This window comes from Paracoccus sp. NBH48 (assembly GCF_015390265.1).
Lineage (GTDB): Bacteria > Pseudomonadota > Alphaproteobacteria > Rhodobacterales > Rhodobacteraceae > Paracoccus > Paracoccus marcusii.
In genome coordinates this window covers 635,168-656,635 of the sequence record NZ_VUOJ01000001.1, presented here as the reverse complement: position 1 = coordinate 656,635, position 21,468 = coordinate 635,168, and the positions used below count along the sequence as shown (strand labels likewise).

The 21,468-nt window shown below is 65.5% G+C and carries 21 protein-coding genes, 3 tRNA genes and 2 pseudogenes; 11 read left to right on the top strand and 15 right to left on the bottom strand.

Going from position 1 to position 21,468, the window contains the following annotated elements; translation table 11 throughout:
* Window positions 1-575: 575 nt before the first annotated feature.
* Both F1642_RS03235 and F1642_RS15335 read left to right on the top strand, forming a co-directional pair.
* Window positions 576-1,118: a CAP domain-containing protein gene (locus tag F1642_RS03235; protein WP_194885425.1), complete on the top strand. Its 543-nt coding sequence runs from the start codon at window positions 576-578 to the stop codon at window positions 1,116-1,118.
* Window positions 1,119-1,428: 310 nt separating this feature from the next.
* On the top strand, window positions 1,429-1,557 hold the full coding sequence (locus F1642_RS15335; RefSeq protein ID WP_255352761.1) for a hypothetical protein: 129 nt from the start codon (window positions 1,429-1,431) through the stop codon (window positions 1,555-1,557).
* A 265-nt stretch (window positions 1,558-1,822) separates the two neighbouring features.
* Here the strand turns inward: F1642_RS15335 and F1642_RS03230 are convergent.
* From F1642_RS03230 to F1642_RS03215, 4 genes and pseudogenes are all read right to left on the bottom strand, one after another.
* Window positions 1,823-4,088 (bottom strand): annotated as a pseudogene (locus F1642_RS03230) (adenosylcobalamin-dependent ribonucleoside-diphosphate reductase).
* Window positions 4,089-4,111: 23 nt separating this feature from the next.
* On the bottom strand, window positions 4,112-4,909 hold the full coding sequence (locus F1642_RS03225) for a lysophospholipid acyltransferase family protein (RefSeq protein ID WP_255522106.1): 798 nt from the start codon (window positions 4,907-4,909) through the stop codon (window positions 4,112-4,114).
* A gap of 105 nt (window positions 4,910-5,014) precedes the next feature.
* Window positions 5,015-5,740, bottom strand: coding sequence for a GNAT family N-acetyltransferase (locus F1642_RS03220; RefSeq protein WP_194885488.1), 726 nt, complete (start codon window positions 5,738-5,740; stop codon window positions 5,015-5,017).
* 187 nt (window positions 5,741-5,927) lie between these two features.
* Entirely contained in the window at window positions 5,928-6,107 is a 180-nt protein-coding gene (locus tag F1642_RS03215; RefSeq protein WP_042249936.1) for a DUF3553 domain-containing protein, read from the bottom strand.
* A gap of 42 nt (window positions 6,108-6,149) precedes the next feature.
* Between F1642_RS03215 and F1642_RS03210 the strand changes: the two genes are divergently transcribed.
* The gene (locus F1642_RS03210) at window positions 6,150-6,773 is read left to right on the top strand and encodes a histidine phosphotransferase family protein (protein ID WP_045980844.1); all 624 of its coding nucleotides are present in this window, start codon (window positions 6,150-6,152) and stop codon (window positions 6,771-6,773) included.
* Here F1642_RS03210 and F1642_RS03205 read toward each other — a convergent pair.
* The 5 genes and pseudogenes from F1642_RS03205 to F1642_RS03185 form a co-directional block, all read right to left on the bottom strand.
* A pseudogene (locus F1642_RS03205) lies at window positions 6,770-8,036 on the bottom strand (glutamate-5-semialdehyde dehydrogenase). The gene F1642_RS03210 and the pseudogene F1642_RS03205 sit on opposite strands and share 4 nt — an antisense overlap.
* Before the next feature lie 68 nt (window positions 8,037-8,104).
* Window positions 8,105-8,181, bottom strand: a tRNA-Asp gene (locus tag F1642_RS03200).
* Window positions 8,182-8,209: 28 nt separating this feature from the next.
* Window positions 8,210-8,286, bottom strand: a tRNA-Asp gene (locus F1642_RS03195).
* A gap of 194 nt (window positions 8,287-8,480) precedes the next feature.
* The gene (locus tag F1642_RS03190) at window positions 8,481-9,035 is read right to left on the bottom strand and encodes a PRC-barrel domain-containing protein (protein ID WP_194885424.1); all 555 of its coding nucleotides are present in this window, start codon (window positions 9,033-9,035) and stop codon (window positions 8,481-8,483) included.
* A gap of 115 nt (window positions 9,036-9,150) precedes the next feature.
* The gene (locus tag F1642_RS03185; RefSeq protein WP_194885423.1) at window positions 9,151-10,257 is read right to left on the bottom strand and encodes an anhydro-N-acetylmuramic acid kinase; all 1,107 of its coding nucleotides are present in this window, start codon (window positions 10,255-10,257) and stop codon (window positions 9,151-9,153) included.
* A gap of 57 nt (window positions 10,258-10,314) precedes the next feature.
* On the opposite strand from F1642_RS03185, the gene tyrS reads away from it, so the two are divergent.
* The 4 genes from tyrS (at window position 10,315) to F1642_RS03165 (ending at window position 12,986) form a co-directional block, all read left to right on the top strand.
* Entirely contained in the window at window positions 10,315-11,556 is a 1,242-nt protein-coding gene (gene tyrS / locus F1642_RS03180) for a tyrosine--tRNA ligase (RefSeq protein WP_194885422.1), read from the top strand.
* 121 nt (window positions 11,557-11,677) lie between these two features.
* On the top strand, window positions 11,678-11,830 hold the full coding sequence (locus F1642_RS03175) for a hypothetical protein (RefSeq protein WP_157001283.1): 153 nt from the start codon (window positions 11,678-11,680) through the stop codon (window positions 11,828-11,830).
* A 208-nt stretch (window positions 11,831-12,038) separates the two neighbouring features.
* Entirely contained in the window at window positions 12,039-12,233 is a 195-nt protein-coding gene (locus F1642_RS03170; protein WP_194885421.1) for a hypothetical protein, read from the top strand.
* A gap of 15 nt (window positions 12,234-12,248) precedes the next feature.
* Entirely contained in the window at window positions 12,249-12,986 is a 738-nt protein-coding gene (locus F1642_RS03165) for a hypothetical protein (RefSeq protein WP_194885420.1), read from the top strand.
* An 88-nt stretch (window positions 12,987-13,074) separates the two neighbouring features.
* Here F1642_RS03165 and F1642_RS03160 read toward each other — a convergent pair.
* The 4 genes from F1642_RS03160 to pdxH form a co-directional block, all read right to left on the bottom strand.
* Window positions 13,075-13,151, bottom strand: a tRNA-Pro gene (locus F1642_RS03160).
* 40 nt (window positions 13,152-13,191) lie between these two features.
* A complete protein-coding gene (locus tag F1642_RS03155) occupies window positions 13,192-13,707 on the bottom strand; it encodes a DUF192 domain-containing protein (RefSeq protein ID WP_045999286.1) in 516 nt (171 codons plus the stop codon).
* Entirely contained in the window at window positions 13,694-14,275 is a 582-nt protein-coding gene (locus F1642_RS03150; protein WP_045999287.1) for a cold-shock protein, read from the bottom strand. The genes F1642_RS03155 and F1642_RS03150 overlap by 14 nt, the downstream gene beginning before the upstream one ends.
* Window positions 14,276-14,423: 148 nt before the next feature.
* Entirely contained in the window at window positions 14,424-15,038 is a 615-nt protein-coding gene (gene pdxH / locus F1642_RS03145) for a pyridoxamine 5'-phosphate oxidase (RefSeq protein ID WP_045999288.1), read from the bottom strand.
* Between the two features lie 79 nt (window positions 15,039-15,117).
* Between pdxH and fabI the strand changes: the two genes are divergently transcribed.
* The 4 genes from fabI to F1642_RS03125 all read left to right on the top strand — a co-directional run bounded on the left by fabI (window position 15,118) and on the right by F1642_RS03125 (window position 17,987).
* Window positions 15,118-15,945, top strand: coding sequence for an enoyl-ACP reductase FabI (fabI, locus tag F1642_RS03140; RefSeq protein ID WP_045980836.1), 828 nt, complete (start codon window positions 15,118-15,120; stop codon window positions 15,943-15,945).
* 16 nt (window positions 15,946-15,961) lie between these two features.
* Window positions 15,962-16,570: a LysE family translocator gene (locus tag F1642_RS03135; RefSeq protein WP_206692642.1), complete on the top strand. Its 609-nt coding sequence runs from the start codon at window positions 15,962-15,964 to the stop codon at window positions 16,568-16,570.
* 11 nt (window positions 16,571-16,581) lie between these two features.
* Complete coding sequence (gpt, locus tag F1642_RS03130) at window positions 16,582-17,082, top strand: xanthine phosphoribosyltransferase (protein ID WP_045980835.1); 501 nt, start codon at window positions 16,582-16,584, stop codon at window positions 17,080-17,082.
* A 137-nt stretch (window positions 17,083-17,219) separates the two neighbouring features.
* Window positions 17,220-17,987 carry a PRC-barrel domain-containing protein gene (locus F1642_RS03125; protein ID WP_194885419.1) on the top strand — a complete coding sequence of 256 codons (768 nt, stop codon included), beginning with the start codon at window positions 17,220-17,222 and terminating at the stop codon, window positions 17,985-17,987.
* Between the two features lie 54 nt (window positions 17,988-18,041).
* Here the strand turns inward: F1642_RS03125 and trpE are convergent, their stop codons facing one another.
* Entirely contained in the window at window positions 18,042-19,547 is a 1,506-nt protein-coding gene (gene trpE / locus F1642_RS03120; RefSeq protein ID WP_194885418.1) for an anthranilate synthase component I, read from the bottom strand.
* The gene (locus tag F1642_RS03115) at window positions 19,547-21,424 is read right to left on the bottom strand and encodes a SurA N-terminal domain-containing protein (RefSeq protein WP_255522066.1); all 1,878 of its coding nucleotides are present in this window, start codon (window positions 21,422-21,424) and stop codon (window positions 19,547-19,549) included. Before F1642_RS03115 ends, trpE begins: the two co-directional genes overlap by 1 nt.
* Window positions 21,425-21,468 lie beyond the last annotated feature (44 nt).

Sequence of the window (21,468 nt, the reverse complement as noted above, 5' to 3'; positions counted from 1 at the left end):
CTAAACAACGAACGATCCGGCGCGCGATTGCCGCGTGATCGACCGGTCGCCACCGGACGAGGGCAGTTGGGCGGATATCTCCTGCCCCAACGTCGCCGGATAGTCCTATCTGCTGCGCCCGACGGACGGCCGCGAGGCAGTGACCTATGGCCATTGCCGACGGGCCGGGAATGCCGACATTCGGTGCTTTCAATCATGCGGGGGGCACCGTGGAATGGCACATGGCGCAGGTCTGCGGCCGGTGCTCCCCCGTTGCGGCCATCTAGCACTTTCACTTGGCCGCTGCCGATGGCGGGTGACGCACGTAGATACTGGTCGTCTCCAAGGCCGGACATCCGGGTAAACGCGCAGCATGCGTGATGTGCTATGGGTCCGCCCATGATGGTGCCGCGGCGAACCGACGCGCCCGCCGGATCGCTGACAGCGCCGCGCCCATGACCGCACGGTGGTGGAGCCGTCTGCCGCCCAAGTTCCGCCGCGCTGACAGTTTCGGCCAAGGTCTGCACAAAATAGGTGACAGGGCATGCCTTATGCGTGTCAAATGACATATAATGCAATCATGACGGGAGCTCCTGATGTTGGCATCTGGTCCCTACGGTCGTTGCGGGGTGCTGACCTTGGCGCTGCTGACGGCTGCTTGTGCATCGGCCCCGACCGGGCCGGCATCGACGATCGACGTCCAAGCCTCGGCGCCCGGTCCTGCCACCTGCCCTGCCACGACGGCGGACCAGCAGGCGGCCGGGGTGCGGGCGACCAACGCGCTCCGGCGGCGATCCGGCCTGCCCCCGGTGCAGGCGAACGATCTGCTGGCGCGCGCCGCGGCACGGCATGCCTGCGACATGGCGCAACGCGGCCGCATGACCCATGCGGGCAGCCGCAGCTCTGGCCCGTCGCAGCGGGTCAAGGCGCTTGGCTATGCGCCCACCGTCACTGCGGAAAACATCGCCGCGGGGCCCTTCGGCCTGGATCGGGTTCTGGCGGAATGGAACGCCTCTGCGGGCCATGTCTCGAACATCATGATCCCACAGGTCAGCAACTTCGGCATCGGGCAGGCACTTGGCGCGGATGGGCGCACGCGCTACTGGGCGGCGGTCTATGCGGCGCCACGCGGCAGATAGAGGCGATGCCTGTCCTGACCGGAAAGACAGGTTAGCAAATTGAACAAATGACCTATATAAGGCTTCGATAGTATCGGAGTCAGTATCATGTTTCGCCTGTCCCTCTGTGCCATCCTGGCGCTGTCCGCCTGCGCCGCCCCGAAAGACCCCTGCGCCGATCTGTGCATGAGCGCCTTCGTCGAGTACGAGCCAGGCTTCGAGCCTTGATCGCCCCGAAACGGCGGTGATGCCGCCGACGTGTCTATCCTTTTTCCTGCAATGGCGTATCGTTTCCACCCGCCGGTCCCCGGCGGCTATTGGAGAGACGAACATGGCCAAGGGCATGGACAAACGCAAACGCGACGAAAAGAAGCCGAAGAAGCAGAAGCCCAAGACGAACGCTTCGGCGCCCAGCACCAAGGATGTCGTCTCGGCGGCCGTTGCTGCCAAGGGCAAATGACCATCGCGGTGAGGCAGCGCGTCTGACGGTGTCGGTGGCTGATCATAAACGCGCGTGACGCATTGGCATGCTCGTGATGCGGCATGTGGATCAGCGGAGCTGCACCCATCTCCGGTGGTCCATGTTCGCCGACCCCTGCCCCCTCATAGCGCCTCATCCCGCGACGATATCAATCGCCAGACGCGTAGGACTGCGCTGATCATGAACAAAAGGCGGCCCAGATGGACCGCCTTTTTTCTTATGATCGCTTGAAGAACGCTTCAGATCATCCGCATTTGGAATGGCCGCAGCTGGGGCAGGTCATGCAGCCCTCGACCATGCGCATCCCGTATTGACCGCAGCTGGAGCAGGCGGGGCCGCGCGGCGCCTCGCCCACGGCCATCACTTCGGCCTGCGGGTCGGACTTGAGGCCCAGCCCTTCGCCCGCCAGGAAGCCCGTCTCGATCAGGTGGCGTTCGATCACGCCGCCGATGGCCGCCAGGATCGAGGGGACATAGCGGCCCTGCATCCATGCCCCGCCGCGCGGATCAAAGACTGCCTTCAGCTCCTCGACCACGAAGGACACGTCGCCCCCGCGGCGGAACACGGCCGAGACCATACGCGTCAGCGCGACCGTCCAGGCGTAGTGCTCCATGTTCTTGGAGTTGATGAAGATTTCGAACGGGCGGCGGTGGTTGCCGTGGATGATGTCGTTGATCGTGATGTAGATCGCGTGCTCCGACCCCGGCCATTTCAGCTTATAGGTGGCACCCTCCAGGGCCGCGGGGCGGTCCAACGGCTCGGTCAGATAGACGACATCCGCGCCCTTGTCGGCCTCCGGCGCCTTTTCGGTCGTCTCGCTGACGGACAGCACCGAGCCGGTCACGTCATTCGGACGATAGGTCGTGCAGCCTTTGCAGCCCAGATCCCAGGCCGCCATGTAAACGTCCTTGAACGCCTCGAAGCTGATGTCCTCGGGGCAGTTGATGGTCTTCGAGATCGAGCTGTCGACCCATTCCTGCGCCGCGGCCTGCATGGCGACGTGGTCCTTGGGCGCCAGCGTCTGTGCGTTCACGAAGTAATCGGGCAGCGCCGCGTCGCCCTTCAGGTCGCGCCACATCTGCACTGCGTAATCGACGACCTCCTCCTCGGTCCGCGAACCGTCCTTCTGCAGGACCTTGCGCTTGTAGGCATAGGCGAAGACCGGCTCGATCCCCGACGACACGTTGCCGGCATAGAGGCTGATCGTGCCCGTCGGCGCGATCGAGGTCAGCAGGGCATTGCGGATGCCGTGCTTGGCGATCGCGTCGCGGACGTCGGCGTCCATCTTGGACATGAAGCCCCGAGGCCAGGTATTTCTTGGCGTCGAACAGCGGGAAGGCGCCCTTCTCCTTGGCCAGGTCGACGGATGCCAGATAGGCCGACCGGGCGATGGCCTTCATCCAGACGCGGGTCTGCGCGACCGCGTCATCGGCGCCGTAGCGCAGGCCCAGCATCAGCAGCGCGTCCGCCAGACCGGTCACGCCCAGGCCGATGCGACGCTTGTTGCGGGCCTCCTCGGCCTGCGCGTCCAGCGGGAATTTCGATGCGTCGACCACGTTGTCCATCATCCGGACCGCCGTGCGGACCAGATCGTCCAGGCCTTCGGGATCCAGTTCGGCCGTCTCGGTGAACGGATTCGTGACCAGACGGGCCAGGTTGATCGAGCCCAGCAGGCAGGCGCCATAGGGCGGCAGGGGCTGCTCGCCGCAGGGGTTGGTGGCCGCGATCGTCTCGACATAGGACAGGTTGTTGGCCTTGTTGATCCGGTCGATGAAGATCACGCCCGGCTCGGCGAAATCATAGGTCGCCTTCATGATCCGGTTCCACAGGTCCAGCGCCTGGACGGTGCTGTAGACCCGACCCTCGAACTTCAGGTCCCAGGGCGCATCGGCGCGCACGGCATCCATGAAGTCGTCGGTGATCAGCACCGACAGGTTGAACATGCGCAGGCGCGCACTGTCCTGCTTGGCCACGATGAACTGTTCCACGTCCGGGTGGTCGCAGCGCATCGTCGCCATCATCGCGCCACGGCGCGAGCCGGCCGACATGATCGTGCGGCACATCGCGTCCCAGACATCCATGAAGGACAGCGGACCCGACGCATCGGCCGCCACGCCCTTGACCACCGCACCCCGCGGGCGGATCGTGCTGAAGTCGTAACCGATGCCGCCGCCCTGCTGCATGGTCAGCGCGGCCTCCTTCAGCATGTCGAAGATGCCACCCATGCTGTCGGGAATGGTGCCCATGACGAAGCAGTTGAACAGCGTGACCGACCGGCCCGTTCCGGCACCGGCCAGGATGCGGCCCGCGGGCAGGTACTTGAAGTCCTCCAGCGCGGAATAGAACTTGTCCTCCCACTTGGCCGGGTCGCTTTCCACGCGCGCCAGGTCGCGCGCGACGCGACGCCAGCTGTCCTCGACCGACCCGTCGACGGCCTGCCCCTCGGAATCCTTCATCCGGTACTTCATGTCCCAGATCTGTTCTGCGATGGGGGCGGCAAAGCGGGTCATACGCTCATTCCTTGGTGGTTTGTTCAGGGTTGGACACCAGATATAGCGTCAGAACGCGGCTGGCAAGGTCTTGACAGGGGTCGGCCCGTCGGTTTCAGGCCGGTGTGGCAAGACCGCGAAAATCGGCTTCTATCGCAGAATAGCATGCTGCCGAAAGGGTCTTGCGGTCGTTTCCTGCGACGGGAATCGGGGGGGTGCAGCCGGACGGTCACATGCCCGTGGCGTCTTGCCGCAAGAATCGACAGCAGGTGCGGCCCCAGATCCATATCCGCCCACCAGCCATAGAATCGCGGGTCCTGCCCCGGCGGCGCGTGATACACGGCACTGACCGGCTGGATCGCCAGACCGGCGGGCAGGTCGTCGGCCAGAAACCCCTGGAACAGGGTCGGCTTGAACGGCAGGACGCGGCGTCCGTCGCTGGACGTGCCTTCGGGGAAGAACAGCAGGCGATGCCCGGCGCGGATGCGTTCGGCGAATTCCAGCGCCTGCGCGCGGGCCAGTTTCGGATCGCGCGTCACGAAATGCGTGTCGGTCACGCGGGTCAGGACGTTGATGCCGGGCCAGCGGGCGACCTCGGCCTTGCTGACGAAGAAGACCGGCAGGGCGGCGTTCAGCGTCAGGATGTCCAGCCAGCTGGAATGGTTCGCCACGACCGCGCCGGGGCCTCGCAGGGGCGTCCCCTCGCGCCGCCAACTCAAGCCGATGCAGGCCAGAACCAAGCGGCAGACGATCTGGACATGCGGTCCGGTCCAGGGGCGGCGGCGGCCATGCACCAGTCGCTCGATCCCGCGCAGCGGCAGGATCAGCAGCACGCCCAGCATCAGCACCAGAAACCGCCGGCACGCCGCGGCGGATCACCCGCAGCCAGTCGCGCAGCCCGCGCGGGGGGGCCGGCACAGGCGGTTCGGCATCGCGCCAGGTCGGGCTCATGTCGGCTGCCAGCGGCTTTCGTAGAACTGCTTGTGCTTGGCGGACATCGCGCCCGTGTCCATCAGCAGGAACACGTCGGTCGTGTTGAAGGCACGGTCGATGAACGCCCCCTCGCCCACCAGACCGCCAAGGCGCAGATAGGCCTTGATCAGCGCGGGCATCCCGACCAACGCCTCGCGCCGGTCCAGGCGGTCGGGGGCGATCAGGTCCATGGTCTGGAACCCGTCGGGCCGCGCGCGGGGCCGCAGGTCCGGCGGGGCCAGGTGATTGTGGTGCAGCCAGGACAGCGACGGTGCCAGCAGCGTCGGGTCCGTGCCGTGAAAGCTGGCCACGCCGAACAGGATCTGGATGCCGTGGTCCAGCACGTAATCGGCCAGCGCGTTCCACATCAGGAACATCGCCGCCCCGCCCCGGTGATCGGGATCGACACAGGACCGCCCCAGTTCCAGCAGCGGTCGGCCGCTGTCGCGCAGCGGGGCCAGGTCGTATTCGCCGTCGCAGTAGAACCGCCCAAAATCGGCCGCCACATCGCTGCGCAGCAGGCGATAGACGCCGACCACGTGATCCAGCGCCTCCGCGTCGCGGCGCGTGTCGATCAGGCACAGGTGGTCGACGACGGGGTCGAACTCGTCCCGTTCCAGCCGGGCGTCGTGATCGACCAGCGGGCCGGTGCCGCCCAGCTCCTCGACGAACACGCGATAGCGCAGGCGCTGCGCGGCCATCAGGTCGCGGGGCGTCGTGGCAAGGCGGATCTGGAAAAAGGCAGGGTCGGCGCGGTTCACGATGGCCTCGGTGCTTGGGCTGCGGCCTGTCTAGGAAAGCCGCGCGGCCAATGCAACACGTGCGACCCAAGTTCCGCTTGCATCGCGCAACCTTCAGTTGCATCGTCGCGCAAGCAATATCAGGAGTTTACATGTCGCCCATGCGCAGGATCTGCAACGCCACGCGGCGTCCGTCGATGACCTGCTTGCCGGCCTCGGTAAAGTTCACGGTGATGCGGTCGCCGATCCGGGACTGGACCTGCCCCTCGCCCCATTCGGGCGCGCCGGGATGACGCACGATCATGCCGGGTTCAAGGATATCGTTCACCGCGAAAACTCCATTTCTCTGCATTTTGGAAGGTAATCATACATGACGGTCGATACAACGCGGATCGCTGCGGGCGATCTGGCCGCACTGCTGGGATCGCGGCTGTGCCATGACCTGGTGTCGCCCCTGGGGGCCATCGGCAACGGGGTCGAGCTGCTGGAGATGTCGCCCGATTTTCCGGGCCTGGCCCAATCCCCTGAACTGCGCCTGATCTCCGAAGCGGTGGGCGCGGCACGCGCGCGCATCCAAGCCTATCGCATGGCGTTCGGCATGGCGCAGGGCGAACAGCGGATCGGCCTGGCCGAGCTGCGCCGTCTGCTGGACGGGATCGCCGCACAGGGCCGCCTGACGATCACCCTGGACGCCGCAGGCGATTTCGCGCGGCCCGAGATCCGCATGCTGGTGCTGGCGGTGATGTGCATGGAAAGCGCGATGCCCTGGGGCGGCCGGGTGATCGTGCTGCGCGATGGTCCGCAATGGCGGTTGGTCGCGGAATGCGACCGCAGCAAGGTCGACCCGACCCTGTGGGGCTGGCTGGACGGCCCGCAACCCCGCACCCTGGCCCCGTCCGAGGTGCATTTCGCCCTGCTGGCCGAGGCCGCGCGGGCCGAGAACCGCCCCCTGCGCCATGAATTCGACGACACCGGGGGCGAGATCGCGTTCTAGGCGCGGATCGTCCCGTCGCCCGTGACCAGATATTTGAAGCTGGTCAACTGTTCCGCCCCCACCGGCCCGCGGGCATGCATCTTGCCCGTGGCGATGCCGATCTCGGCGCCCATGCCAAAACTCTCCACCGTCCGCGAACTGGGTCGAGGCGTTCCGCATCAGGATCGCGCTGTCCAGCCCGGCAAAGAAACGCTCGGCAGTTGCGTCATCCTCGGTCAGGATCGATTCGGTGTGCTGGCTGCCATGGCGGCGGATATGGGCGATGGCCTCCTCGACCCCGTCCACCAGCTTGGCGGCGATGATCATGTCCAGGAACTCGCGCCCGAAATCGTCGGGCTTGGCCGGCACGGTGCCGGGGATGCGCGCCAAATCGCCATCGGCACGCACCTCGACCCCCGCCTCCAGCAGGTCTCGGATCAGGACGGCGCCATGGCGGTCATGGAACGCCCTGTCGATCAGCAGGCATTCGGCCGACCCGCAGACACCGGTGCGCCGCGTCTTGGCGTTCAGCACTACGCGCCGCGCCTTTTCCAGATCGGCCGCGGCGTCGGCATAGATGTGGCAGATCCCCTCCAGATGCGCAAAGACCGGCACGCGGGCCTGGTCCTGAACCAGCCCGACCAGCCCCTTGCCGCCGCGCGGGATGATCACGTCGATCAGCCCCTGCGCGCCCAGCATGGCGCTGACCGCCGCGCGGTCGCGCGTGGGCACCATCTGGATGGCGGTTTCCGGCAGGCCCGCCGCGCGAAGGCCCTCGACCATGCAGGCATGGATCGCGCCGCTGGAATGCAGGCTTTCCGAACCACCGCGCAGGATCACCGCATTTCCGGACTTCAACGCCAGCGCCCCCGCATCGGCGGTCACGTTCGGCCGGCTTTCATAGATGACCCCGATCACGCCGATGGGCGTGCGCACGCGGCGGATATGCAGCCCCGTGGGCCGGTCCCATTCCGCGATGACCTGCCCCACCGGATCATCCTGTTCGGCAACCTCGCGCAGGCTTTGCGCGATCGCGGCGATGCGTGCGCCGTTCAGACGCAGCCGGTCCAGCATCGCATCCGACAGCCCCTTTTCGCGCGCGAAGTCCAGATCACGGGCGTTGGCCGCCAGGATATCAGGAGCATGGGCGGTAATGGCGTCGGCGGCGGACAGCAGGGCCATGCGTTTCGGTCCGGCTGGGGTCTGCGCCAGAACCACCGCGGCCTCTCGGGCGGCAGCGCCAAGGGCGTCGATCAGTTGCCGGGCTTGGACCATGTCCGTCATCGCTTCCTCCGATACGCAAAATCGACGCTGTCTTAGCGTGATCCTGCCGAGAAGGGGAAGGGAAGAAATGGCGCGGTTGACGGGGCTCGAACCCGCGACCCCCGGCGTGACAGGCCGGTACTCTAACCAACTGAGCTACAACCGCGCATTTCCTTCGGGCGAATGATGAGTTGTGGCGCGGTTGACGGGGCTCGAACCCGCGACCCCCGGCGTGACAGGCCGGTACTCTAACCAACTGAGCTACAACCGCCCAACTCATCCCCCGGACGATCGCCCGCCGGAGTAGGCCGGGGTTTACGCAGACCGCCGCGCGGCGTCAAGGGCGCGTTGAACGAATTTTGCCACATTCGGGCAAATCTTTGAAATTACGGTGCAAAGAACGCAAAAGGGGCGCCCGATGGGCGCCCCGATGAACCAAGAAACTTGTAAACAAACCGGGTGGGATCAGTCGCGGACGGTTTCCATGTCGAATTCCGGCAGCGCTTCCAGTTCTTCCTGGCTGTAGTTGGTCGCCAGAACCGTGTCGTCGCCGAACATCGCCATGTTCAGGACATCGCGGTCCAGCAGCACGGTGTGCGTGCCCATGCCCAGGAAACCGCCGATGTCGGCGATGTAGCCCATGACCTGACCGTCCGGTGACATCACGATGTCGGACACAGTCGCGATCTCGTTCCAGTCACCCGGAACGGCATCGCCCGTTGCATCGGTCCATTCGGTGGTCGACGGCTGGTTGGTCGTGTAGATCGCGCGGCCCTGCAGCCACGACGCTGTGATGCCGGGATTCTCGGCCGACAGCGTCACTTCCATGTCGCTCATGTCGGTCGCCATCTCGTCGGCGGGCATCGTTTCGGCGGGCATGGTATCCGCCGGCATGGTCTCTGCGGGCATCGTTTCTGCGGGCATCGTCTCGGCCGGCATGGCGTCGGTGGCCGGGGGCGTCGCCGCGTCCTGTGCGAACACCGGAGCCGCAAATGCCAGAGCCGCAGCCGTCGTCATCATGAGGGTTTTCATTCTAGATCTCCGCATCAATTCCTTGTTTCGATGACGTCTTTTCGTCATCTTCACTGCATCAACGCGGGCATTTCGAAGACCGTTCCCTAAACATTTGTATGATCTAGTCACGTGATCGTGGGTGGCTGATCCGTCCGCCGCAGACCGGTGCCGGAACGCCCGTGGTCATCGGCCCCGATATGGGCAGCCCCCGCAGCACCCGTACCGCCAGCCAGCCGAAGGCCTGCGCCTCCAGCATGTCGCCGTTCAGACCGATCGCCTCGACCGGTCGGACGGGCACGGGCAACGTTGCTGTCAGCGCATCCATGATGGCCGTGTTGTGGCGCCCCCCGCCGCAGACCAGAACCTGCGCAGGCATCGCGGGCAGCCACGCCATGCCTGCCGCAACCGATCCGGCCAGTGCCGACACCAGCGTCGCTGCCGCATCGGCATCGGACAGCGGGGCAACCGCGCGGGTCAGGCCAGCGAACTGATCGCGATCCAAGGATTTAGGGGCGGGTCGCCGGAACCACGGATCATCCAGGAACGTCGCGACGATGTCCTGATCGGCGGTGCCGCTGGCCGCCAGTGCGCCGCCTTCGTCCCGCGACTGACGGCGGCGCCGGCGCATCAGGTCGTTCAATGGCGCGTTGGCAGGCCCAGTGTCGAAGGCGACGCAGGCACCGGCGGTCTCGGGTGCGGGGGCCGTGGGGTCCACCCAGCTGATGTTGCCGACGCCGCCCAGGTTCAGGAACGCCACGGGGGCCGCGGGCAGGCACCCCTGCCCCACGGCCCAGTTCGCGCAGGCCCAATGAAAGAACGGTACCAAAGGCGCGCCCTCGCCTCCCTGACGCACATCCTCGGACCGGAAATCCCAGACCACGGGGCGATCCGTCATGCGCGCCAGCGCCGCGCCGTCACCCGCCTGATGCGTGCCGCGCCCGCGCGGATCGTGGGCCAGCGTCTGGCCGTGAAACCCGATCAGCTGCGCATCTGGAAACTGCCGTGCCAGATCGGCATGGGCCGCCTGGACCAGCTGCGCCAGCTCCGCCACCTCCGGCGCGTCGGGCCACAGGCCCAGCCCCGCATGAAGCACGGCCGATTCGTTGTCGCCGAACGCACGAAAGGCGCTGTCCCCAAAGCCGCCGATCCGCACCCCGTCGGTTTCGATCATCGCCGCGTCGACACCGTCCAGCGACGTGCCCGACATCATCCCCAAAGCCCGGATCATCGCTTTTCCTTCGCTGCTCCTGCCTGTATATCGCGCGGATACACAAGGATGAAGCCCATGACATACCAGCCCAAATCCGACTTCCTGCGCATCATGTCCGAACGCGGCTATCTGGCCGACTGCACGGATTACGCCGGGCTGGATCAGGCGCTGCTGGCGGGACCGGTCACGGCCTATATCGGCTATGACGCGACGGCGGCCAGCCTGCATGTCGGGCACCTGCTGAACATCATGATGCTGCGCTGGTTCCAGAAGACCGGCAACAAGCCCCTGACCCTGATGGGCGGCGGCACGACCAAGGTCGGCGATCCGTCCTTCCGCAGCGACGAACGCCCGCTTCTGGACGATGCCGCGATCCAGGCCAATATCGACGGAATGGGCCGGGTCTTCGCTCGCTATCTGGATTACGGCCCCGACGGGGCGGTGATGCTGAACAACGCCGAATGGCTGGACGGCCTGAACTACCTGACCTTCCTGCGCGACATCGGCCGGCACTTCAGCGTCAACAGGATGCTGTCTTTCGAATCGGTCAAGTCCCGGCTGGACCGAGAACAGTCGCTGAGCTTCCTGGAATTCAACTACATGATCCTGCAGGCCTACGACTTCCTGGAGCTGAACCGCCGCCATAGCTGCGTGCTGCAGATGGGCGGGTCGGACCAATGGGGCAACATCGTCAACGGCATCGACCTGACGCGGCGCGTGGACGACCGGCAGGTCTGGGGCCTGACCTCTCCGCTGCTGACGACCAGCGACGGGCGCAAGATGGGAAAGTCGGCGGGCGGGGCGACCTGGCTGTCGGCGGACATGCTGTCGCCTTATGAGTTCTGGCAGTTCTGGCGCAACACCACCGATGCCGATGTGGGCCGGTTCCTGAAGCTGTACACCGAACTGCCGGTGGACGAATGCGACCGCATGGGCGCCCTGCAGGGGTCCGAGATCAACGAGGCCAAGGTCCGTCTGGCCAACGAAGTGACGACCCTGTTGCACGGCGCCGATGCCGCCGCCAGCGCCGAGGCGACCGCGCGCAGCGTCTTTCAGGACGGCGGCGCGGGCGGCGATCTGGAGGTCGCGGTACTGCCCGCCGATCAGGCGCAAGGCGTCACCATCGCGCAGGCCCTGGTCCAGTCGGGCATCGTCGCCAGCGGCAAGGAGGTCAAGCGTCTGGTGGCCGAAGGCGGCCTGCGCGCCGACAACGCGCCTGTCACCGATCCGCAGATGCCCTTGGACCAGGCCGCGCTGGAGCGCGGCATCAAGATCTCGGTCGGCAAGAAAAAGCATCGGATGCTGCGCATCGGCTGAGTTGACCGCATTGCATGGCTGCCCTGCATCCGCTCTGACCTTGCGTCAGGGCGGTTTCATTTTGACTGGGCAGTCAATATCTGACGGTCACGGGAGGAAACGCCCTGATCGGAGAATGACAATGTCGAACCAGACCCAGAAGCCGCTGAGCATCGCGGACCGCAAGCGCAGCCAGCAGGCCGATGCCGCACTGGATCAGATGTACGGATACTATGCCCGCGAAGACGGCACCCGTCCCGTCGTCAGCGAACTGGACGCCCAGAAGGCCGCATAGCGTCAGCAAAATCACCGAAAGCAAGGGGCCCACGTGGCCCCTTTTTCATGTTCGGACCGCGGAAGAACCGCGGCTGCCACCCGATGCCTCAGCACGGGCTTAGTTGGGCGTCGCGGTGCGGCCCGCCATGCGGTTCTGTCACAACTTGAAACGTCAGGCTGCGGAACGGTACTGAGAGGGGCATGACAGTCGAAAAGGACACATCCCGATGATTGCGCAACCCGACGTGACGGTGCCGCCCCATATACGTCGCCTGGAGGACGGGCGGCTTGTGCTTGTCGGCGGAAATCACGGGGTCGCGCAGATGTTCGAACGCGGCAGTTCTACGGTGCCGGAGGAGCGCATCGAGATTTTCAGACGCAATCATCGCACGCGGAAGCAGTGGGCGGATGAGAACGGCTGAACCTATTCCCAATGGGTGTTTCCCGATCCGATCGTTCTGAACGCCGTCACGGCAGGGCTCGGGTATCGATCGATATTCGAACGCTCGATGCCATCTGACGCGCGGCCCAACGATCTGCTTTATCCGATCGACCATCTGTTCGGGCGGAATGATCGGCTGAGCATGACTGACAGTCACTACACTCCCGTCGCGAACATGCATCTGGCCGCCGATGTGGCTGAACGAACTTTGCATATCGATGCAAGCAAGGTTCTGGCTGATCTTACATCCAGCATGGGTCCGGAAAGAGAATACGTGGGGGACCTGGGTACACAATGCACGCCGAAAATCAGCGAGATCAGGCGTTCGCCGATGGTACACCCCCAGATCGCCTCGGCTGCCAATGGGGTTCAGGCCGGGAACATGGGAATCATGCACCTGATATCGTCCCCGAAATCGGTAACGCCGCGGACCCTAATGATCTTTGGCGACTCGTTCTTTCGGTCGCTGTTGACAGAGTTGGCACGTTACTGGCGCAAGATCGTCTTCTGCCGCACGCCGTTCTTTCATCAGGAGATGATGGCGGCGGTCAAGCCGGATGACGTTCTGTGCGGGCTGGCGGAACGCTATTTCGCCTCCACCCGGCCCGACACCGAACGACCGCACTTTCTTGCCTATCCGCTGATGCATGGCCGAAGCACGGCTCCCGATGCGATGTTCGCCACGCTTTGGGACGAGATGATCGATGCCAACGCCTTGGCATTGAACAGATGATCGTTTGATCGCGATAGGTTCTGAGCAAAAATCGAGAGAATACCGCGTAAGCGGGCGCGCAACACACCATAAGAATCGCGGTGTTCGGTGGTCGGGGCGATAGGATTCGAACCTACGGCCTACGGTTCCCAAAACCGTCGCGCTACCAGGCTGCGCTACGCCCCGACACCCGCGCTTTAGCGCAAGGGCGCGGCGGTGGAAAGCCCTAGCGGCATGGCCAAGCTGCGGTAGTGCGATCCAGCGCGGGATGGGCCAGTTGCTGGCCGGTGGTAAGGCCCAGCCTTGCCGCCTCGCCTCCTGCGATTTCCAGGACCATCAGGCGATCCGGCCGCGGATCGCCAACGGCGGCGCCGGGGATCGGCGTTTCGTCCAAGGGGCGGGCGTTGCGGTGAATATGACGGATCACGCCGGTTTCGTCGAAGAAGATCAGGTCAAGCGGGATCAGCGTGTTACGCATCCAGAAACTGACCGGCTGGGGTTCCGGATAGACGAACAGCATCCCCTCTCCCGCAGGCAGGTTTCTGCGGAACATCAGGCCTTGGGCCCGTGATTCGGGTGTGTCGGCAACCTCGATCTGAAAAGATAGAGCCGTGTCGCCAGTTGTGCGAATCAGCGCCGCATCCGACCTGCATTGCGCATCGGCTGCCGGGACGATGGGTTGGGCCGCAAGCGGCACAGCCAGCGCCAGCAACAGGGCGACTGCAAGGCTACTCCGCAACATGGGGAAGCGAGTTGTGAAGCGATTCGGCCTGTGCCTTTTCGTCATGGGCCGTCTGCGCCGCATCCCATGCCGCGATCTGTGCCGCCATGAGACCACGCGGGCCCTCGACGATGCGCAGGCAAAGCGCCTCCCCGATGGCAAGGTCTGCAAAACCGGAATGGCGCAGCACCTCGATATGGATGAAGACATCCTCGGAGTAACCGAAGATGTTGGCGAACCCGAAGCCCTTGGATTTGTCGAACCATTTCACGCGCGCCGGACGCAGCGGCAGGCTGTCGAGGTTCTCGATGATGTCGATATCGAGGTCGGCGATGGGGGCCTGTCCGTCGGTGGCGGGTGGCTCGACCGAAACGACCTCTGCGGCCTGCACGCCGCGGCTGGTATGCTGCACCAGCACCTGCACGCGTGACTGATCGGCGACAGAACTGCGGCCGAAATTGCGCAACACGTTGCCGTGCAACAGAATATCGCTGCCGCCGTTTTCGTCCAGAATGAAGCCATAGCCCTTCGAGGGGTCAAACCACTTGACCAACCCTGTCACCAGCTTGAGGCTGCCGTCTTCTGTCATCGCATTTCCGTATTCACGCTAGCCGATTGTCCTAGGACAGTAATGACCCCCTCCACTGACTACAACACAACAGTGGCTTGGAGGCGAGACTATGCCAACGAGGTTAACAAAAGTTGGTTCCGTTCCTGCGACGACATATCGCGGCAGGTCATGGATAGAGCCGTTCGACCGACCATCCGGCATCCGCGTCGCGGGTCCACCGGAACCGGTCGTGCAAGCGAAACGCGCCGTCTGCCCAGAATTCCAGATGTGACGGAGTGATGCGATAGCCGCCCCAGAATGGCGGCCGCGCGGGGCGCGGACCGTGGCGCAGCCCGGCCTTGGCGGCCTCGGCCACCAGCGTCGCGCGGGCATCCAGCGGTTGCGACTGGCGCGAGGCCCAAGCCCCTAACCTGCTCTGCAGCGCGCGGCTGTCGTAATAGGCGTCGGCCTGGAGTCCGTCCTCTCGGGTGACGGTGCCGCGCACGCGGATCTGCCGGTGCAGCGATTTCCAGTGCATCACGAAGGCCGCCTTGCCCGATGCCTCGATCTGGCGGCCCTTGGCGCTGTCATAGTTGGTATAGAAGATGAAGGATCCGTCCAGCCCCTGCCCGTCGATATCCTTGAGCAGGACCATCCGCACATCCGGCAGCCCGTCTGCATCGACGCTGGCCAGCGCGATGGCATTCGGGTCGTTGGGCTCGGACGCCCGCGCCTCTTCCAGCCAGGCGCGGGCGATGTCGAACGGGTCGTCGCCCGCAAAGATTCCGGTCCGATCACTCATCGCGCATTCCTTGTGCTTGCTGCGACAGGACACTTGCCCTAATCACCTTTGAAACGGTTGAAAGCGTGAGGGACAGGACATGTCAAGCGAGCAGAGGCCCGGCCTGATGGCCGGCAAGCGCGGTCTCATCATGGGATTGGCCAACGACAAGTCGATTGCCTGGGGCATCGCCAAGGCCTTGGCGGCCGAGGGTGCGGAACTGGCGTTCAGCTATCAGGGCGATGCGCTGAAGAAGCGCGTCGATCCGCTGGCGGCGCAGCTGGGGTCGGACACGGTGCTGCCCTGCGACGTCTCGAACGAGGCATCGATCGACACCCTGTTCGCGGATCTGGGTGCGAAATGGGACGGGCTGGATTTCGTCGTTCATGCCATCGGCTTTTCGGACAAGGACCAGCTGCGCGGCCGCTATGCCGAGACGACACGCGACAACTTCCTGATGACGATGGACATTTCGGTCTATTCCTTCACCGCCGTCGCGCGCCGCGCGGCCGCGATGATGAAGGATGGCGGGTCGATGCTGACGCTGACCTATTACGGCGCCGAACGCGTCATGCCGCATTACAACGTGATGGGCGTCGCCAAGGCCGCGCTTGAGGCCTCCGTCCGCTATCTGGCCGAGGATTTCGGCAAGGACAACATCCGCGTCAACGCGATCAGCGCCGGTCCGATCAAGACGCTGGCCGCCAGCGGCATCGGCGACTTCCGTTACATCATGAAGTGGAACGAACTGAACTCTCCGCTGCGTCGCAATGTCACGCAGGAGGATGTCGGCAATTCCGCCCTGTACCTTCTGTCGCGCCTTGGTGCCGGCGTGACCGGCGAGACGCACCACGTCGATGCCGGATATCACGTCGTGGGCATGAAGGCTGTCGACGCCCCCGACATCGCGACCGTCAAGAAGGACTGACGGACACGCCGCCCCGATGATCCAGATCACGGCCGAACAGATGGGCATCTTCGTGGCCACGCTGTCGGCCGCGATCCTGTCGCCCGGACCCGGCGTGATCGCCGTCAGCCAGGGCGCCTTTGCCCTGGGGCGCAGGCGCGCGCTGACCTATGGGTGGGGCTTGGCGATCGGCGCATCGGTCTGGTGCCTGGTCGCGCTGCTGGGACTGACAGCCCTGTTCCGCGTCGCCCCCTGGACCCTGATCCTGCTGAAACTGTTGGGCGGGGCCTATCTGATCCGCATCGGCATCCTGATGTGGATCCACGCCCGTGACCCGATGCCCGACGCCGCGGCGGGCGGGATGAGCCTGTGGTCCGGCATGGCACTGAACCTGTCGAACCCGAAACCGGCGCTGTTCTACTCCGCCGTGCTGCTGTCGATCTTCCCCGCCGCGCTGAGTGTCGCCGACAAGGGCGCCATCTATGCCGTGGCCTTGTCGGTCGAGCTGTTCTTCTATACCGCACTGGCCAGCCTGATGGCCCTGCCGCTGTTGCGGCGGCGCTATGCGGCCCTGAAATTCTGGATCGACCGGGGGGCCGGGCTGGCGATCGCCGCCCTCGGCCTGTCCCTGGTCCTGCGCCCGTGAAGGAGACAACGATGAACGACCGCCTGCCGCACGAAAAAGGCTTCCATGTCAGCTGGGACCAGCTGCACCGCGACGCGCGCGCCCTGGCATGGCGCATGGACGGCACCGAATGGCGGGCCGTGGTCGCCGTGACTCGCGGCGGGCTTGTCCCCGCGATGATCGTCGCGCGGGAACTGGACATCCGGACCATCGACACGATCTCGATCCGCTCCTACAAGGGCGTCGGCACGGAAGCGGGCCAGGGCCAGCTGGAGGTCCTCAAGCGCCCCGACCCCGAGCTGATGGGCGACGGCGAGGGCATCCTGGTCGTGGACGACCTGGTTGATTCGGGACGAACGCTGGAACTGATCCGCGAGATGTATCCCAAGGCACATTTGGCCACCGTCTATGCCAAGCCCAAGGGCAAGCCGATGGTCGCCAGCTATGTGACCGAGGTCAGCCAGGACACCTGGATCTTCTTCCCATGGGACATGGCATTGCAGTACGTGCAACCTTTCCGCGGAGAAGACTGAAACGATATCAGGGGCTTGGCGAACCCCTGACATTTCTGTCACCGACAGGGCGGGAACCTGACGTGATGCCGGTGCATTAAGCACCCAATGGCGGGCTGCCCAAGCAACCCGCAAGGCACACACAGGAGACCAAAGACATGCGTAAGCTGCTTTTGACCACCACCCTTGCTCTGCCTCTGACCCTTGGCGCGGCATTCGCGCAGGACACGGCACCCGCCGCTGATCCCGCGATGGAGCCTGCCGAAACCGCCCCCATGACCGACGCCGGATCCGGCGACATGGCGACGGGTGACATGGCCACGGATGACATGGCCACCGAAAACGCCGATGAAGCCGCCGCCGCCGCATCCGCCGCGGAAAAGGTCGAGGTTCAGCAGGCTGAGAACGAATGGCGCATCGACTGGATCACCGGCGCCAGCGTGACGTCCCCTGATGGCACCGATATCGGCTCGATCAGCGACCTGATCGTGGACGGTGACACCGGCGAGATGAAGGCCGCGATCATCGGCGTGGGTGGTTTCCTCGGCATCGGCCAGAAGCAGATCGCCCTGCCGTGGGCCGACCTGACGATCAACTCGGACGCGCAGGAGATCACCAGCGATCTGACCCGCGAAGAGGCTGAGGCCGCACCGGAATACGTGTTCCGCGATCAGGAAGCCCCGGCCGGCGACATGATGAGCGACCCGGCCGCTGATCCGGCAGCGGCCCCTGCCGCAGACCCAATGGCTACCGGCACCGCGACTCCGCCTGCCGACACGATGGCGACCGAACCTGCAGGTGACATGGCGGCCGAACCCGCCGATGGTATGGCTGAACCCGCCGACACGATGGCGACCGAGCCGGCGGATACGATGGCAACGGAACCGGCAGACGGTACGACGACCGAGACCGCACCCGCCAACTGATCTGCGATCCTGACGAAAGAACGGCGGCCCTTTGGCCGCCGTTTTTCGTTGCGCTCAGCTGTTTCCGCGGACGAACCGCGACGCGCCTTCTGCGGCGCGCTGCAGGGCACGGCTTTTGTTCACCGTTTCCTCGAACTCCGCTTCGGGGTCGCTGTCGTAGACGACGCCCCCGCCAGCCTGAATATACAGCGCCTTGTCCTTGACCACGCCGGTGCGCAACGCGATGCACATGTCCATCTCGCCATTGGCCGCGAAATAGCCGACCGCGCCGCCATAGACGCCCCGCTTTTCAGGCTCCAGCTCGTCGATGATCTGCATCGCGCGGACCTTGGGCGCGCCCGACACCGTTCCGGCAGGCAGGCCTGCCAACAGCGCGGACAGCGCGTCCTCGCCCTCCCGCAACTCTCCGACAACGTTGGACACGATGTGCATGACATGGCTATAGCGTTCGATCACGAACTGCTCGGTCGGGCGGACGGTGCCGGGCCTGGCGACGCGACCCACGTCGTTGCGGCCCAAATCCAACAACATCAGGTGTTCGGCCAATTCCTTCTGGTCGGACAGAAGATCGGCCTCCAGCGCACGATCCTGCGCCTCGTCCGCGCCGCGGGGCCGCGTTCCGGCAATGGGGCGGATCGTCACCTCTCCGTCGCGCAGGCGGACCAGGATCTCGGGGCTTGCACCGACGATCTGGAAACCGCCCATGTTCAGGAAGAACATGAAGGGCGACGGGTTGGTCCGCCGCAGGCTGCGGTAAAGCGCAAAGGGCGGCAGCGGAAAGTCCATCCGCCACCGCTGGCTGGGAACCACCTGAAAGATGTCGCCCGCTCGGATGTAATCCTTGGCGGTCTCGATCGCGGCCAGATAATCGGGCTTGGCGAAATTGGACACCGGCGCGCCGATCTGCGTGTCGTCGCCCATCACCCGCGGCTCTGACGGCTGCCGGTCAAGCGAGCGCAGCGCGTCCATGACCCGTTCCGCGGCGCGCGCATAGGCGGCGCGCGCGTTGTCGGTACCGTCATGCCAAGCCGGGGCACACAGGGTCACCTCTCCCTTCACGCCGTCCAGCACGGCCACGACCGAAGGGCGCATCATCATCGCGTCCGGCAGATCCAGCGGATCGGGATTTACATCCGGCAGATCCTCGACCAGCCGGATCATGTCATAGCCCAGATAGCCGAACAGGCCCGCCGCGACCGGCGGCACGCCCTCGGGCATCGTGTCGATCAGGCTTTCCGCGATCAGCGCCCGAAGGCTGTCCAGCGCCGGGCGGGGATCATCCTCGAAGTCCTGAGAGAACCGCGCCTGCCGGTTGATCCGCGCCTGACCGTCGCGGCATTCCCAGACCAGGTCGGGCTTCATGCCGACGATCGAATAGCGGCCGCGCAGCTCTCCGCCCGTGACCGATTCCAGCATGAAGCTCTGCGGTGCGGCCTCGGCCAGCTTCAGCATCAGGCTGACCGGGGTGTCCAGGTCCGCGGCCAGCCGGATGGTCACCAGCTGGTTGCGACCTGCGGCCCATTCGGCCTCGAACTGCGGAAATTCCGGCGTCAGCTGCATCACTGGACCTGGGCGTTGATGGCGTTGATCGCGGACTGGTTCAATTCGACCGCGGACTGGCGCTGCGCATAGCGGGCGTAATAGTCGAACAGGTCGACCTGCAGCGACTGATCCAGACGCGACCGCACCCCGTCCAGCACCTGTGCCGCATCGGGCTGGGACAGGTCGGCATCGTTGATCTGGTCAAGCCGCACGACGAACACCCGGTCGCCCGCATCGACGACCTCGGCCTGACCGGGTTCGGTCACGGCAAAGGCCTGCGACAGCAGCTGCGGGGGCAGTCCGTCCATCCAGTCGCTGCGCGCCAAGCCGGTTTCGGTCGTCCAGGCGGAGGCGTCGTCGGCCTGCGCCTCGTCCGCGGTGGCTTCGGTCTGGGCGACCTCGGCCAGGCTCAGATCGGCGGCCAGTTCCAGCAGCTGGCGCTGGACCTCGGCGCGGCGCCAATCGGCCAGAACCTCGTCGCGGACCTCCTCGAAGGGGCGCAGGGTCGGGGGCACGATCTCGTCCAGGCGCATCGCGAAGACGCCGCCATCCGCCAGTTCGGCCAGTTCGGGGAAATCGGTGCTTTCCATCTGGGCGGCACGTTCGCGAAACGCCTCGTATCCGGCGATGCTGCCCTCGGCCGGCACCGCGTCGGCGGTCCAGTCGATCTGGCCCAGTTCCAGCTCGGTATCCTCGGCCAGCTCCTCCAGCGTCGCGCCGCTTGCCAGCGCGTCCTCCAGATCCGCGATGCGGTCCTGGATCTGGCGCGCGGCAGCGGACAGCGCCGCCTCTCCGCGCAGGCCTTCGCGCGCTTCCTCGAAGGGAATGTCGACGGGGTCCAGGATCGCGTTCACCGAAAACAGCGCAGGGCCCAGATCGGTCTGCAGGGGACCCACGACCCCCGGCTGGTCCAGTGCGAACACGGCCTCAGCCGCGGAACCCAGCTGCGCCTCGGTCACCTCGCCAAGATCGACGTCGTCCAACGTCAGTCCGCGCTGCAGGACGAAGGATTCGAAGGGCGCGGTGTTGGCGTCGATCTGCTCGCGGGCGGCCTGCGCCTGCGCCTCGTCGGGGAAGACCAGGCGGCTGACCATCCGGCGCGCGGGGCGCTGGAACTGGTCGATGTTCAGCTGATAGGTGTCGCGCAGCGCGGCTTCGTCCAGCTGCACCTCGGAGGACAGCATGTCGGGCGTCACCCAGGCATAGGTGATCGCGCGCGTCTCGGGCGCGGTGAAGCGGTCGCCATTGGCCGCATGCCAGGCGCGCAGCGTCGCGTCGTCGGGCTCGGCCACGGGCGCGGGCAACTCGTCCTCGGTCAGTTCGCGCCAGCTGAAATCGCGCGTCTCCAGCAGCCAGCGCGCGGTCTGGTCGACCATCGGCGCCGGCGCGGTCACGCCGCCCACGACGGCGCGCTGCAAAAGCAGGCGCGCCTCGTCGTCGCGCACGGTCGCCTCGAAATCGGCCTCGGTCAGGTTCTCGCGGCGCAGCACCTCGGCATAGGCGGCACGGTCGAACGACCCGTTCGGGCCCTGGAACGCACCCGCCTGCATGATCGTCTGCGCGACCTGCGCATCGCCCACCGACACGCCGATGGCGCGCGCCTGTTCCGCCAGCGCGGCCGCCGCGATCAGGTTGGCCTGCACCGACTGCGCCAGCCCCATCTGTTGCGCCTGCTGCATGGTGATCTGCTGGCCGGTCTGCTGGGAAAAGGCGCGCATTTCCGATTGCAGGGCGCGAGCATAGTCGTCGGCGGTGATCTTGGTGTCGCCGACCGATCCGATCTCGGTCGTGCCGCCCGAAAAGCTGGTGATGCCAAAGCCTCCCAGCCCCAGCACCATCAGACCCATCAGGATCCAGACGATGGTCGATTTGCCCTTGGTACGCAGCTGTGACATGGCGCGGCCTTCCTCGTGGTCGTGTCCCGCCCGTCTTTAGGGCG